We start from the raw sequence: 14548 nt of genomic DNA, 5'->3' as shown, positions 1-14548 counted from the left end.
AGTACCGGCCCGCTCTTAGCGTTAAGGCCCTCAGGGTGCCGACGTGGTCCGCCGCCCGGCGGTGGCACCCGGATCCGCGGATACATGGCGAAAACCCAGGTGCACCCATGAAGATCAAGGCCACAGCCGCCGCCACGCTGATAGTCCTGCTGTTTTTGGGTGGATTGCTTGGCGGCGCGTCCGCGCCGGCGTCGGCCGAGGGCGCCACGTATTACGTGAGCGCCGACGGCAGCGACACCAACGACGGCACATCGCCGCAATCGGCCTGGGCGACCCTCGATAAGGTCAACGCCACTGCGCTGCGGCCCGGGGACTCGGTCAGTTTTCGCCGCGGAGACATCTTCTCCGGCGGTCTTGTGGTCGGCCAGAGCGGCACCAGCCGGCTCAAGGTCACCCTGAATGCCTACGGAAGCGGCGATCCGCCCGCCATTACGGGGGGAATGGCAGGTACGTGCGTCAGGCTCGACGGCGACTACATCACCGTGGACGGCCTGCGGGCGGAGTCGTGCGGCTATGCGGGCTTCAGCGTCTACGGCGACCACGGCTCCGTGCGGAATTCCGCCGCACGGAATAACGCCGCGGGCATCAAGGTGAGCGAGGGCTCCGACTTCGGCACCTATGCCAACAACACGCTCGCGGACAACAACATCATGAACGTCAATACGCCGGGCGAGCTGTGTGGCACCGCGACGTCGCTGAAGTGCGATGACGACTCGGGCGCCTTCGGTTTCCTGATCAACGGCAGCGACAACGAGTTCGCCGGCAACACCATCACCGGCTCCACCGCGTTGTCCTACGACTTTGGCCACGACGGCAGTGCGTTCGAAATCTTCAACGGCAACCGGAACAGGATCCACCACAATGTGGCCGTGGATAACAACGTCTTCTCCGAATTGGGGCGCGGAACAGGCGGAACTGCCGACGGTAACACCTACAGCTACAACCTCGTCCGGTCCACCTGCGGTCCCAACTGTTCCCAGGCCATGGGGCTGATCGCGCGCGGCAGGACGTCGTCGTTCGGCCCGACCAACGGCACCACCTTCGAATACAACACCGTGTGGCTGGACGGCCCGGACTCCCAGGCCCTCGTCTGCCACGCGTCATGCCCGGCCTCCACCGTCGTCAGGGGAAACATCCTGGTGGCGGCCCGCAACGCGCTGTGGATGGACAGCACTGGCTGGACCGAGCAGGAGAACGTCCTCAACGGCCCCACCAACATCGTTCCCAGCGCCACCTCCACCACCGAACCGGCCGACTTTGTGAATGCCCCCGCCGATCTCCACCTCTCCGGCGCGAGCCCGGCCATTGACCGGGCCGGGGCCAGCCCGTTCCCCATGGATCTGGACGGCCGGCCGGCCAACCAAAAGGGCGACTGCCAGGGCGGCGGCGCGGCCGATACCGGAGCCTACGAATACCGGCCGGCCAACTGCTGAAACGCCGTGGCCGGGCCGCTGCTTCGCTGCCGCCAGGCCGGCACTGCCCAGGGGCCACCCTTGACAAGCGGCAACTGAACCGGTTTAGTAGGACGCATCACTTAACCGGTTCAGTGCGGCGACCTGCCTCAGGACCACATCCGAAGGGAACGGCTCCATGGCAGTCACCATCAGCGACGTCGCCCAGGCGGCCGGCGTCAGCAAGGGTGCCGTGTCCTACGCCCTCAATGGCCAGCCCGGGGTCAGCCCGGATACGAGGGAACGCATCCTCAGGGTGGCCAAGGACCTCGGCTGGAAGCCGAGCCTCCGGGCGAAAGGGCTCTCCTCCGCCAAGGCCTACGCCCTGGGCCTCGTCGTGGCCCGGGACCCCTCCCTGCTGGGAACCGACCCCTTCTTCCCGGCCTTCATCGCCGGGATCGAGACCGCGCTCGCCGAGCACGACTACACCCTGGTCCTGAGCGTCGCCACGGCGCCGGGCGCCGAGGAACGCTGCTACCGCAAGCTGGTGGACAACGGCAGGGTCGACGGCGTGATCCTCACCGACGTCCGGCACAACGACTCCCGCATTCCGCTGCTGCTTGACCTCAAGTTGCCTGCGGTCACAGTGAACCGGCCCGACGCCGGCTCACCGTTTCCGGCGGTCTCCGTGGACGAATCGGCTGGCATCGTCGCGGCGGTGGAACATCTGGTGGCCCTCGGGCACCGCCGGATCGCCCATGTGGGCGGCGGGCAGGAGTACATCCACGGACGGAGCCGCCGCCAGGCCTGGGAGGACGCGCTGGCCGCCGCCGGCCTTCCCTCGGACCTCTTTGCCGCCGCCGATTTCACCGCCGCGGGCGGAGCGGCCGCCACCGCAGAACTGCTCCGCCGGGCGGACCGGCCCACAGCCATCGTGTACGCCAACGACCTCATGGCCACCGCCGGGCAGTCCTATGCGCAGTCCCTCGGGCTCAGCGTCCCGGGAGACCTTTCCGTTACCGGCTATGACAACGCGGAGTTCACCCAGTACCTGAACCCGCCGCTCACCACCCTGGCCACCGACCCCATGCTGTGGGGGCGGGTCGCAGCCCAGCTCCTTCTGAGCCAGCTCGCCGGGGGCCACCCCAGCGAGGACACCTTCCTCCCGGCGCCCCGCCTGGTGGTCAGGGCCTCCACCGGACCAGCCCCCGACTGACCGCCGGGGTCTTCCGGCCGAAAGCCGGCCCACGACCCCTCACCCTCTTCCTGCATGAACACCCAACCCTGAACACCTAACCTGGCACTCACCGTCAGACAAACCCTCCCAAGGAGACGCAATGAAGCGCTTTTCAACTGCCACGCGAGTCTTGTCCGTGGCCGCCCTGACCATCATGGGAGCGGGCCTGGCCGGCTGCGGCGGCGGCGCCAGCAGCAGCACCGCCGAGTCGGCAACGACGGCGAAGGGCCCCATCAAGATCTGGTACTCGAACAACGAATTCGAGGTCAAGTGGGGCAAGGCCATGGTTGCGTCGTGGAACTCCGCACACCCGGACCAGAAGATCGATGCCCAGGAGATCCCGGCCGGCAAGAGCTCTGAGGAAGTCATCGGCGCGGCCATCACCGCCGGCAATGCCCCTTGCCTGGTGTTCAACACCGCTCCCGTCGCCGTTCCCCAGTTCCAGAAGCAGGGTGGACTCGTCCCGCTGGATTCCTTCCCTGACGGCGCGCAGTACATCAAGGATCGCACCGGCGACCTCGCTGACCAGTACAAGTCAGGCGACGGCAAGATGTACCAGCTGCCCTGGAAGTCCAACCCCGTGGTCCTCTTCTACAACAAGGACCTGTTCAAGAAAGCCGGCCTGGACGCCGAGAACCCCAAGCTCAACACACAGGCCGAATTCCTGGACACTGCCCGCACGCTGGTGAAGTCCGGAGCCGCGGCCAACGCCGTCTGGCCGTCCCCTGCCAGTGACTTCTTCCAGTCCTGGTTCGACTTCTACCCCTTCTACGCCGCCAACTCCGGTGGCGCGCCGTTGGTCAAGGATGGCAAGGCCACCTTCGACAGCGACCAGGGCAAGCAGGTAGCCACCATGTTCGAAACCCTGTACAAGGAAAACCTGGCCTCGAAGGAGGTCTACCAGGGTGACTCCTTCGCCGAAGGCAAGGCCGCCATGTCGCTGGCCGGTCCGTGGGCCATCGCCGCCTACAAGGACAAGGTCAACTGGGGTGCCGTGCCGGTTCCGGCCGCGCAGGCCCAGACCGAAGGCTCCACCTTCTCGGACGCGAAGAACGTCGCGATGTACTCCGCCTGCGAGAACCAGGGCACGGCCTGGGAAGTCATGAAGTTCGCCACCAGCAAGGAACAGGACGGCAAGCTCCTCGCCGACTCCGGCCAGATGCCGATGCGCAAGGACCTCCCGACCGTCTACGCGGACTACTTCGCCAAGAACCCCCTGTACACGCAGTTCGCCGAGCAGGCCGGCCGCACCGTGGAGGTGCCCAATGTGTCCAACTCGGTTGAGATCTGGCAGACCTTCCGCACCGCCTACGCCAAGTCCGTGATCTTCGGCAACGAAAGCGTCGACGCCGCGTTCAAGGGCTCTGCCGAGAAGATCAACCAACTGGCAGCGCAGAAGTAGCGGGTGAATCTCCATGTCACTTCGCTCAGCTGACGGCGGCGCGGCCTCCGGCCAAACTGCGGGGGACAGCACCCCACAGGCAGGGGGCCGGAGGCCAGGGGACCGGCGGATGTCGGCCAGGAAGCGCAAGAACTTCCTGGGCCGCCAGCCCTTGGGCCTGCTGTTCAGTGCCCCCTACGTCATCTATGTCCTGGGCGTGCTGGCGTTCCCCCTCGGTTACGCCGTCTACATTTCCTTCCACGACTATTTCTTCACCGCACCGAAGGTCAAGGTCGACCGGCCGTTCGTGGGCCTGGAGAACTACATCACCGTCCTGACCGACCCCGCCGTGCAGCGTTCCTTCGCCAACATCGGGATCTTCCTGATCATCAACGTGCCGCTGACCGTCGGCCTGTCCCTGGTCCTGGCCAACGCCCTGAACCGCGTGACGAAGCTCAAGACGTTCTTCCGGGTCAGCTACTACGTCCCGTACGTCACGGCGAGCGTCGCCGTCGTCGGCGTCTGGCTGTTCCTGTTCCAGCAAAACGGCCTGGTCAACTCGGTCCTCGGGCCGCTGGCCCCGAACCCGTCGTGGCTCGTGAACTCGTGGCTCGCGATGCCCACCGTGGCGCTGTTCGTGACCTGGAAGCAGCTGGGGTTCTTCATCCTGCTGTACCTGGCCGCGCTGCAGAACATCCCGGAGGAGCTGTACGAATCCGCCGCGGTGGATGGCGGCAACAAGTGGGTGCAGTTCTGGAACATCACCGTTCCCGGCGTCCGCTCGGCCAGCGTGCTGGTGACCCTGCTGGCCACCATCACCGGCGCCAACCTGTTCACGGAACCGTACCTGCTCACCGGCGGCGGCGGCCCGGACGGGGCCTCCACCTCACCGGTGTTCCTGATGTACCAGATGGGCATCCTGCAGGGCAATCCCGATCTGGCTGCCGCACTGGGTGTGGTGCTGGTGATCGGCGTGCTGCTGATTGCCCTGATCCAGAAACGCCTCGTGGGCGGGAAGGAGGACTGACATGTCGATTCTCAACAAGGCAGCTGCGCCCAACGAAGAGAATGACGGGAGCAGCAACAGCAACAGCAACAACAGCGACGGCGCACGCCGCCCCGGCGGTCTCCCCGTCAACCCGGCGGGCAAGCAGAGTGCAGGCGCCTCCGGCGTGGAGAAGCGCCGGAGCCTCGGCCTCGGCAGTTTCGTGCTCCTGGCGCTGGGCGCGTTCGTCTTCCTCTTCCCGTTCTACTACATGTTCATCGGCTCGCTGCAGACCTCACCGGACACCTCGGTGGCCGGGGCGTTCCCCAACCCGGCGAACATCACCGGCGAGAACTACGCGAACATCAACAACTCCATCAACCTGCTCAAGGGCCTGGTCAATTCGGGCGTCTTCACCGGCGGCGTCATCTTCTTCACCGTGATCTTCGGCCTGCTGGTGGGGTACGCCCTGGCCCAGATGCACTTCCGCGGCAAGGGGCTGGTATTCGGGATGATGCTGCTGGTGCAGATGATCCCGTTCCAGCTGCTGCTCATCCCGCTCTACGTGATGATCGTGCGCGACTACGGCCTGGCGGACACGTACCTGGGCATGATCCTGCCCTTCGCGATCAACTCCACCGCCGTGTTCGTCTTCCGCCAGTACTTCATGCAGCTGCCCTCCACCCTCTTCGAGGCGGCCAGGATCGACGGCGCCTCCGAACTGCGGATCCTGTGGCAGATCGCCATCCCGCTGGTGAAGCCCGCGATTGTCACGGCGATCCTGCTGACCTTCATCGGGCCGTGGAACGAGTTCCTCTGGCCGTTCCTGGTGACCAAGGACCAGTCCATCCAGCCGCTCGCCGTCTCCCTGGCGAACTACATCTCCAACATCTCCGCCACGGCGTCCAACCCGTTCGGCGCCATCCTGGCGGGCGCCTGCGTCCTCGCGGCACCCGCCGTCGCACTCTTCATCTTCTTCCAGCGTCAGTTCATTTCCACCAATATCGGCTCCAGCGTAAAGGGTTAATCCATGACCTCCCCCCACACTTCCGCACTGCCCACCGTCCCCTTCACCCTCACCCGCGCCGGCGTCATCATGACTCCGGAACCGGGCAACGAATTCGAGGCCGAAGGTGTGCTCAACCCGGCCAGCGGCCGCGGCACCGACGGCGAGCTGTACCTGCTGCCGCGCCTGGTCGCCAAGGGCAACGTCTCCCGGGTGGGACTGGCCAAGGTGATCATCGAGGACGGCGTCCCCACCGGCGTCGAACGCCAGGGCATCGTCCTGGCCCCCGACGAGGGCTGGGAACGCGGCCTGAACAACGCCGGCACCGAGGACCCCCGCACTACCTGGGTCCCCGCCCTCGGCAAGCACCTGATGACCTACGTCGCCTACGGCCCGCTCGGCCCGCGCCTGGCCTTCGCCTACTCGGAGGACCTGCGCAACTGGGAACGCCTGGGCCCGTGCCTCTTCGGCTACCAGGCCGACCTCTCCATGGACCTGAACCTCTTCCCGAACAAGGACGCCGTGTTCTTCCCGGAGCCGGTCAACGACCCCGACGGCGTCCCCTCCTACGCGATGCTGCACCGCCCCATGTGGGACCTCGGCTGGGTCCGTGAGGGCGAGGGCGAGCACCTGCCGGCCGGCATCACCGACAACCGTCCCGGCATCTGGATCTCCTACGCGCCGGTCGCGGACGTCGACAAGGACATCCGCAACCTCGTCCACATGGCCAAGCACCGGCTCGTGGCCCTGAGCGTATTCCCGTTCGAGGAACTGAAGATCGGCGGCGGCCCCGCCCCGATCCGGGTGGACGAAGGCTGGCTGCTGATCCACCACGGCGTCTCCGGCGCGCTGGAGAAGTCCGCGTTCGACCACCAGCAGAACGTCAACTACACCGCCGCCGCGATGATCCTCGACGCCGACGACCCCTCCAAGGTGATCGCCCGCAGCGACAAGCCGCTCCTGGCGCCCGAAACCGAGGACGAGATGTCCGGAATCGTGCCCAACGTCGTGTTCCCGACCGCGATCGAGAAGATCGGCGAGCAGCTGTTCGTCTTCTACGGCATGGCTGATTCGAAGATCGGCGTCGCCAAGCTGGACCGGATTCCCGCCAACTAGCGCCTCCCCCCAGCCAGTTCCGCCGTTCCCGCCCGACAACCAGCCAGCCAGGAGCCACCGATGACGAACAACGATGTCCGCTCGAAACGAAGAAATCGATTCACGGCCGTCACCGTGTCCGCATCGATGCTCCTGCCCGCGCTCCTGCTCGGGGCGGGTGCCGCCAGCGCGGCACCCGCACCGGGGACGGCAACTGTCCCGCAGCGGGACGCCGGGAAGGGGACTGCCGGGAAGGGAGCCGCCGGGAAGGGGGCCGCCGTTCCGGCCGCGCCCGCCGCGGCACCCCTGACCAACCTCAGCCACCTGAACTTCCTGATGGACACCGTGCCGCTCTCCCCGGTGGAAGGGCACAGCACCTACCAGCTGGACCGGATGCCCTCGGCACAGGCCCCGTGGACCTACGCGGACAAGAAGGCGGACGGGAGCTACGCCCGGATCGGCGGCGGAGCCCTGGATCCCGCCACCGGCCACTGGAGCCAGGGCGCCTACAACGCCGACGACATCGCCCGGACCGCCGTGGTCTACCTGCGCCACTGGCAGCAGACCGGCGACCCGGCCAGCAAGGACCGCGCCTTCCAGACCCTGCGCTCACTGACGTACCTGCAGACCACGTCCGGGCCGAACGCCGGCAACGTGGTCCTCTGGCAGCAGCCCGACGGAACGCTCACGCCGAGCGCCAAACCGGTGGAACTGCCGGACCCCTCCGACTCGGCCGAGTCGTACTGGCTGGCACGCACCGTCTGGGCCCTCGGCGAAGGCTACGCGGCCTTCGCCGGCGCCGACCCGGCCTTCGCGTCGTTCCTGCAGGAGCGGCTGCAGCTGGCCGTGGGCTCGCTGAACAAGCAGTCCCTCGCCAAATACGGCACCTATGACACGGCCGACGGCGCCAAGGTCCCGGCCTGGCTGATCTCCGGCGGCGCTGACGCCTCCGCGGAGGCCGTGCTTGGGCTCGCCGCCTACGTCAAGGCCGCCCCGGGCGACGGCGTCGCCACCCAGGCGCTCACCCGGCTGAGCGAGGGCGTCGCCGCGATGTCATCGGGTTCCGGCACCGAATGGCCCTTCGGCGCGATCCTGCCGTGGAACAAGTCCCGCACGCTCTGGCACGCCTGGGGCGGGATGGCTCCGGCCGCCGCCGCCACTTCCTCAACCGTGCTGAACCAGCCCGGGCTGCTCGGCGCCGCCGTGAAGGATTCCGCCCAGTTCACCCCGCAGCTGCTCGCCGCGGGCGGCCCGGACAACGCCTGGAGCCCCACGCCCGGCGAGGCGCAGATCGCCTACGGCGTGGACTCCCGCGTCCAGGGCCTCGTGGCGACCGCGAAGGCCGCCAACGCCCCCGGCCTGCTGGATCTCGCCGCCATTGCGGCAGGCTGGTTCTTCGGCGCCAATCCCAGCGGCGCACCCGCCTACAACCCCGCCGCCGGCACCGCGATCGACGGGATCGAGCCCGACGGCCGGGTGAACCCGAACTCCGGCGCCGAATCCACCATCCATGCCCTGCTGACCATGCTGGCACTGGACGCCAACCCGGAACTGAAGACCAAGGCCCTCGGCATCACCCGCACCGTCTCGACCCACGGGCTGAGCGTCGTCGAGGCCGAATCCGGGGCCATCACCGGCAAGGGCACCGTGGTGAAGCCCGCCTCGGCCTGGACCGGGGAATCCAACATCTCCGGCGGCGCCTACGTCGCACTGAAGCCGGGAGCGTCCCTGAGCCTGCCCCTGCCGGCCGCCGACGAACCCCGAAATATCTACCCGATCGTCAACCAGAGGATTGCCCCTTCCGGCAATACCAGCTGGACCGCGGGCAAAGGTCCGCTCGGCACCACCCGGAACGGCGGGGCTGGCGCCCAGGGCATCACCGATGCGCCCGGCATCCTCTTCCCGTTCGCGCTGAAACGCGCGCTGCCCGCCGCGGCGGCCGCCGTCGTCGGCACCACTGACGGTGACGTCGCCCTCGACGCCCTGCTGGTCCAGCCGCAGCTCTCCACCGTCTCGGTCGCCGGACCCGGCGGCCAGTCCACGCTGTACGTCAGCGCGGCCCCGGAACGCATCGAACGCAACGCGAACCTGCCCGCCGGGTTCCATCTGAGCCAGCAGGCCTTTGACGCCTCCGGCCGGCCCGTCACCGCAGGTCCCAGACAGAACGCGGCAGATCAGTCCGGCCGCATCAGCGTGGCCCCGGGCGGCTTCACCTGGGTGAGCCTGGTTCGCAACCAGTAACCCGTCACCAGCAACCATCGCCGCCGCCTCCGGGAGCACTGATCCCCACGGCCCCGGCACCACAATCCAAGGACAGGAAGAGCCCACATGCAGAAAATCACCACCGAAGCACTGCTCACGAGCTACGAGGGAGCGCTCAAGTTCAGCAATCCGCTGACGGACACCATCTCCACCGATCAATTTTCGGCCGAGTACCCGGAGCACCCGGAATGGGCTGTGGGCCCGTTCCGCAAGGACGATTCCCTTTCCTTCCGTCAGGTCCAGGACTGGAATGACCCGACCGGCATCGGCTGGACCGCGGATTCGATCTACAACCCCTCCGTCATGGAGCGCGACGGCAAGCTCTACCTCTTCTACCGCGCCTCTCCGCGCAAGGAATCCGTCTCCAGCCGCATCGGTGTGGCGGTCTTCGATCCCGAAACCGGGTGGCAGGACAGCCCCGCCAACCCGGCAATCTACCCCACCATGGACAATGAGATCCTCGGCTGCGAAGATCCCAAGGTGTACCTGGCCAACGGCCGGTACTACATGTTCTACAACGGGATCTGGACGATCGAGCACGGCGCGGGAGAGGCCGGCCAGGATGGGGATGTCTATCCCCTCGGCGATGTTGGCTGCGACATCAATGTTGCGGTGTCCGATGACCTGATCCATTGGGAAAAGCTCGGCCTGGCTGTCCCCCACGAGGTGTCGCGGTACTGGGCCAAGGGGGCCGTCATCCCCCGAAACGCCCGCGGCGAGGCCGTCAAGATCGGCGGGGACTACCTGATGTATTTGTCGGAGGGCTGCGGTGGAACCACCCACGTCGGACGGTCCTCTGACATGGTGAACTGGACGTTTGCGCCGCAGGAATACCTGGACCTTGAACCGTTGGGCGGCTCACTGCACGAAGTGGCCTGCGCAATCGTTAGCGGCGACGCCGACGGCGGCGAGCCGACCGAGCTGGTCCTGGACTTCTTCTACGGCGACGCCGACGGCCAATTCTCCGCCGCGCAGGCACTGTATGACACCAGCCAGCCCTTCACCCAGAAGGCCGTCCACCGGGGCGGGTCGCTGGCGTGGGGAGGGCTGCTCAAGTTCGGCGGAACCTGGATGTTTGCCCAAGGCTGGGATGCACCCTCGGGGTCCAGGGAGATGTACTTCTACCGCGCCGACCCCAGCTAAGTCCCGAAGGCTCCCTGCACTGGATCCGGTGTTGCTCCCGGTGGCGTCAGGGCGGCCGGCGGGATGTTACATAGTTGCAACGGCCGGGACACCCGTGCGAAATCGTCCCGGGAGGACACTTGAAGTGCGTCCTCCCGGGGGCGATTCCCATGCAGGCATTGGGGGACTACTCGAAGGACCGCGCCGATGCCCACACCGCTCAACCAGACCCTGGCTGACTCTGCCCTTCTGACCAAATCCCTTCCGCTGGGCCTGCTCCGCGCCTTCGTACAGACCAACGCGGCCGACGACGGGCTCACGCCGCAACTGCTGGCTCAGCTCAAAATCCTGGCCCGCACCCCCGGGCTGCTCGTGGCCTGCAACTACGGCGGGACCCTGTGCACGTCGGAAGGCATTTCCACCGAGACCCTGCCGCTGGGCAGCGCCGCGATTGCGCTGCGGGCGCTGGCAGCCCTCCCGAATACCCACGCCGCCGTCATCTCCGGGCGGTCGCTGCGGGATCTGGCCGCCGTCTCACGGCTCCCGGCGGAGGTGCACCTTGTCGGCTCGCACGGCGCGGAGTTCGACATGGGCTACGCCCACGGGCTGTCCCTCGCCACCGAATCGGTGCTGCAGCAGGCCAGCCAGGCGCTCGCCGAAACCGTGGGCGCCTACCGTGGCATCAGCATCGAGCGGAAACCGGTCGCCGTGTCCGTGCACACCCGCCCGGCCGCCCCCGACGTTGTCGCACTGGCCACCACGAAGGCCGAGGAGATCGCGCGGGCCCACGGGCTGCACTTCATCGTGGACGGCTCAGTTCTGGACCTCTCCGTGGTGGAACCGTCCAAGGCCTCCGCGCTGGAGCACCTGCGCTCCATGCTCGGCGTGAGCGCCGCACTCTACGCCGGGGACGCCTCCAGCGACGAGCTGGCCATGGCAACGCTGCGCGGGCCGGACATGGCGCTGCGCGTGGGGGAGGGGCCCAGCGTGGCGAACCACACGCTCCGGGACCCGGAGTCGTTCGCCCGCGTCCTGGCGATCCTGTTCGAGCTGCGGCGGGCGTGGCTTTTCGGCGAGGACGCCGTGGGGCTGGAACGGCACTCCATGATCGGCAACGGCTCGTCGACCGCCCTGATCACGCCGGACGCCAAGATCTGCTGGATGAGCCATCCGCTGCCGGACAGCGGGTCGCTGTTTGCCCATCTGCTCGGCGGCGATGCGGCCGGGCATTTCTCCGTGGAACCGGCCAAGTCCTCGCAGGTCCTGGGCCAGCGCTACGTGGACAGCACCATGATCGTCGAAACCCGCTGGGCCGACGTCACCGTGACGGACTACCTGGAGCCGGCACCGGACGGCATCACCAGCCTGGTCCGGGTGCTCTCCGGCACCGGCACGGCCCGGATCGTCTTCGCCCCGCGGCCGGACTACGCGAATGCGCCGTTCAGCATGGAGGCGCGCGGGACGGAACTGCACGTCGTGGGAACCGCGGATCCGATCGTTCTTCGGGCGCCCGGCGTGGCCTTTGCCATCACCTCGGACGGCCGGCACGCCACGGCCACGGGCGACGTCGACCTGCGGGACGGGCCGGTGGTCCTCAACCTGCGCTGCGGCGACACGGAACCGCAGCCCCCGGTCCCGGACGATGAGACCGGGCGTCGCGCCGCCGTCGCCCATCACTCCCGGCGCTGGGTCCACGAGCTGCAACTGCCCGGGGTGAAGCCCTCGCTGGTCCGCCGGTCCGCGCTGGTGCTGCGGGCCCTGGTCCACGAACCCACCGGAGCTGTGCTGGCCGCGCCCACCACCTCACTGCCGGAGGGAATCGGCGGCACCCGGAACTGGGACTACCGGTACTGCTGGCTGCGGGACGGGTCCATGACCGTCAACGCCCTCGTGGACCTGGGCTCCACCGCGGAGGCCGAGGGCTTCCTGGCCTGGCTGGGCCGGATTCTGGCCCACGCCCCGGGCCCGGAGTGGCTCCATCCGCTCTACTCGGTGACCGGGGCGCCGTTGTCCACCGAGGCCATCATCGAGAGCCTGCCCGGCTACGCGGGATCGCGGCCGGTCCGGATCGGGAATGCCGCCGACCACCAGGTGCAGCTGGACGTGTTTGGCCCGATCGCCGAGCTGATCGACGCCCTCAGCGCCCGCCAGGGCGTGCTCTCCGACGAGCACTGGGAACTGCTGGTCCAGATGGCCGCGGCCGTGCTGGCCCGCTGGCAGGAGGCCGACCACGGCATCTGGGAGGCCAGGCGGGCGCCGCGGCACCATGTCTACACGAAGGTGATGTGCTGGGTGGCGCTGGACCGGGCGCTGCGCACGGCCGCCCGGCATGGCCGGGAACCGCTGCCTGCCTGGGAGCCCACAGCGGCGGGAATCCGGCAGGAAGTCCTGCGCGAAGGCTGGGACGAGTCGGCGAACTCCTATACGGTGGCCTACGACAGCCCGGACCTGGACGCAGCCGTGCTGCACATCGGTCTCTCCGGCCTGCTGGACGTCAACGACCCCCGTTTCCTGACCACCGTCACGGCGGTGGAGCGGGAACTGCGGGTGGGGCCCACCGTTTTCCGCTACAGGTACGACGACGGGCTGCCGGGCCTGGAGGGCGGCTTCCACATCTGCACCACGTGGCTGATCGAGGCCTACATTGCCGTCGGGCGGATCGACGAGGCCTGGGACCTCTTTGACCAGCTGGTGAACCTGTTTGGTCCCACGGGGCTGCTGCCGGAGGAATACGACCCCGGCACGGAAACCCACCTGGGCAACCATCCGCAGGCGTATTCGCACCTGGGCTTCATCCGGTGCGCCCGGCTCCTGCACGAGCACCAGAAGAACTGACCACCCGGAATCGGCCCGAGGCCCGGCCCGCCGCTACTCGCAGCCGACACCGTCCCCGTCGCGGTCCAGCTTGCGGCTGTACCCGGGCTGGCCGACGTGGATGGGCGCCGCGCCGGCGGCGCGGACCGCGGTGCAGTTCGCGTAAGCCACCCCGTAGGCAGGTGCGACCGCGGGTGCTGGCGCAGGCGCGGGATGCCGGGCAGGAGGCGGGGCCTGCGCTGGGGCGGATGCCGGCTGGTTCGTCGAGGCCAAGGCGCCCGGGCAGTCCGCGAGGACCCGGGTCATGGCGTCGTGCTCGGCCTGGGTCACCCAGAGCCCGTAGCTGGATTTCACCGAAATCTGGCGGGCGACGTAGGTGCAGCGGTAGGACTTGTTCGGCGGCAGCCAAGTGGCGGCGTCGCCGTCGCTCTTTCTCTGGTTGGCCGGGCCATCCACCGCCAGCAGGTTCAGGGGATCGTTGGCGAAGGACAGCCGCCGTGCCGGGCTGAGCTGCTGTGCGCCCTTCTGCCAGGCGTCGCTGAGGGCCACGACGTGGTCGATCTGGACCTCGGTGCTGGTGGCGTTGCCGCGCAGGAAGTGGATGGCGACGGCCGTGTAGGGGTCGGCCAGGACGCCGGAGAGCACCACGCAGCCCCGCGTCCCGGGCCTGAGCGCGAGGGCTGTGAGGTCGCGGCGGAGGATGTCATTGCGGGTATCGCAGCCGTTGTGGTCGACGTCGGACCAGGCCGGGCCGAACTGGTCGCGTGAATAGCCCGTCTTTGGTGCGCGACCCTTGACGGGCAGCGTCGCCAGTACTTCAAGGGCCTTCCTCGCCATGGCCGGTTGCTGGCGCGCTGCGCCGACGCCGGGAACGTCGGCACTGGGAACTTCGACGCCGGGAACATCTGCACCGGGGGTGGTGTCCGGATCCAGCGGAGCGCTGTCCGTGCCGGCCGACGCGGCGGCGGGGGCGGCCGTGACGCCGGGGCGGACACCGGATCCGGCGGCCGGAGGGACTGCCCCGGGACTGGCGCACGCTGACGTCGCCACGAGCAGGAGGCCGGCCACGCCCCGGACAATCCAGTCGACCGCGCCGATCTGCCGGCTGCGGGCACTTATTGCGTGGGCGCTACTGGACTGGAAATCGCTGGACTGGGCGCTGCTGGACTGGGTGCTGCCTGATCGCGTGCTGAGCAATTCTTCCCCACTTCATGCTGATGCCCCGGGTATCCGCGGGGCGCTTAAGACCGGCCCC

General features: G+C 68.2%; 10 protein-coding genes. 9 read left to right on the top strand and 1 reads right to left on the bottom strand.

The window, feature by feature from the left end; genetic code table 11:
• Positions 1–107: 107 nt before the first annotated feature.
• The 9 genes from AC1DZQ_RS02565 (at position 108) to AC1DZQ_RS02525 (ending at position 13314) form a co-directional block, all read left to right on the top strand.
• A complete protein-coding gene (locus tag AC1DZQ_RS02565; RefSeq protein WP_476962007.1) occupies positions 108–1433 on the top strand; it encodes a right-handed parallel beta-helix repeat-containing protein in 1326 nt (441 codons plus the stop codon).
• 157 nt (positions 1434–1590) lie between these two features.
• Entirely contained in the window at positions 1591–2607 is a 1017-nt protein-coding gene (locus AC1DZQ_RS02560; RefSeq protein ID WP_476962006.1) for a LacI family DNA-binding transcriptional regulator, read from the top strand.
• Between the two features lie 121 nt (positions 2608–2728).
• Complete coding sequence (locus tag AC1DZQ_RS02555) at positions 2729–4030, top strand: ABC transporter substrate-binding protein (protein ID WP_476962005.1); 1302 nt, start codon at positions 2729–2731, stop codon at positions 4028–4030.
• A 109-nt stretch (positions 4031–4139) separates the two neighbouring features.
• Positions 4140–5036: a carbohydrate ABC transporter permease gene (locus AC1DZQ_RS02550; RefSeq protein ID WP_476962004.1), complete on the top strand. Its 897-nt coding sequence runs from the start codon at positions 4140–4142 to the stop codon at positions 5034–5036.
• 1 nt (position 5037) lies between these two features.
• Positions 5038–6021: a carbohydrate ABC transporter permease gene (locus AC1DZQ_RS02545; protein WP_476962003.1), complete on the top strand. Its 984-nt coding sequence runs from the start codon at positions 5038–5040 to the stop codon at positions 6019–6021.
• A gap of 3 nt (positions 6022–6024) precedes the next feature.
• Positions 6025–7116 carry a glycoside hydrolase family 130 protein gene (locus AC1DZQ_RS02540; RefSeq protein ID WP_476962002.1) on the top strand — a complete coding sequence of 364 codons (1092 nt, stop codon included), beginning with the start codon at positions 6025–6027 and terminating at the stop codon, positions 7114–7116.
• 60 nt (positions 7117–7176) lie between these two features.
• Positions 7177–9336 carry a hypothetical protein gene (locus AC1DZQ_RS02535; RefSeq protein ID WP_476962001.1) on the top strand — a complete coding sequence of 720 codons (2160 nt, stop codon included), beginning with the start codon at positions 7177–7179 and terminating at the stop codon, positions 9334–9336.
• An 87-nt stretch (positions 9337–9423) separates the two neighbouring features.
• A complete protein-coding gene (locus tag AC1DZQ_RS02530; protein WP_476962000.1) occupies positions 9424–10500 on the top strand; it encodes a glycoside hydrolase family 130 protein in 1077 nt (358 codons plus the stop codon).
• 186 nt (positions 10501–10686) lie between these two features.
• Entirely contained in the window at positions 10687–13314 is a 2628-nt protein-coding gene (locus tag AC1DZQ_RS02525) for a trehalase-like domain-containing protein (protein ID WP_476961999.1), read from the top strand.
• Positions 13315–13347: 33 nt separating this feature from the next.
• Here AC1DZQ_RS02525 and AC1DZQ_RS02520 read toward each other — a convergent pair whose 3' ends face one another.
• A complete protein-coding gene (locus AC1DZQ_RS02520) occupies positions 13348–14490 on the bottom strand; it encodes a GmrSD restriction endonuclease domain-containing protein (protein ID WP_476961998.1) in 1143 nt (380 codons plus the stop codon).
• Positions 14491–14548: the final 58 nt, after the last annotated feature.

The sequence above is a fragment of the Arthrobacter sp. P1_C12_2 genome, assembly GCF_056406415.1.
This window is presented reverse-complemented; position numbering and strand designations above follow the sequence as displayed.

Coding starts and splice junctions, on each gene's coding strand:
- AC1DZQ_RS02545 (WP_476962003.1), top strand. CDS start 5,038: ATGTCGATTCTCAACAAGGCAGCTGCGCCCAACGAAGAGAATGACGGG.
- AC1DZQ_RS02550 (WP_476962004.1), top strand. CDS start 4,140: ATGTCGGCCAGGAAGCGCAAGAACTTCCTGGGCCGCCAGCCCTTGGGC.
- AC1DZQ_RS02535 (WP_476962001.1), top strand. CDS start 7,177: ATGACGAACAACGATGTCCGCTCGAAACGAAGAAATCGATTCACGGCC.
- AC1DZQ_RS02530 (WP_476962000.1), top strand. CDS start 9,424: ATGCAGAAAATCACCACCGAAGCACTGCTCACGAGCTACGAGGGAGCG.
- AC1DZQ_RS02540 (WP_476962002.1), top strand. CDS start 6,025: ATGACCTCCCCCCACACTTCCGCACTGCCCACCGTCCCCTTCACCCTC.
- AC1DZQ_RS02555 (WP_476962005.1), top strand. CDS start 2,729: ATGAAGCGCTTTTCAACTGCCACGCGAGTCTTGTCCGTGGCCGCCCTG.
- AC1DZQ_RS02560 (WP_476962006.1), top strand. CDS start 1,591: ATGGCAGTCACCATCAGCGACGTCGCCCAGGCGGCCGGCGTCAGCAAG.
- AC1DZQ_RS02565 (WP_476962007.1), top strand. CDS start 108: ATGAAGATCAAGGCCACAGCCGCCGCCACGCTGATAGTCCTGCTGTTT.
- AC1DZQ_RS02525 (WP_476961999.1), top strand. CDS start 10,687: ATGCCCACACCGCTCAACCAGACCCTGGCTGACTCTGCCCTTCTGACC.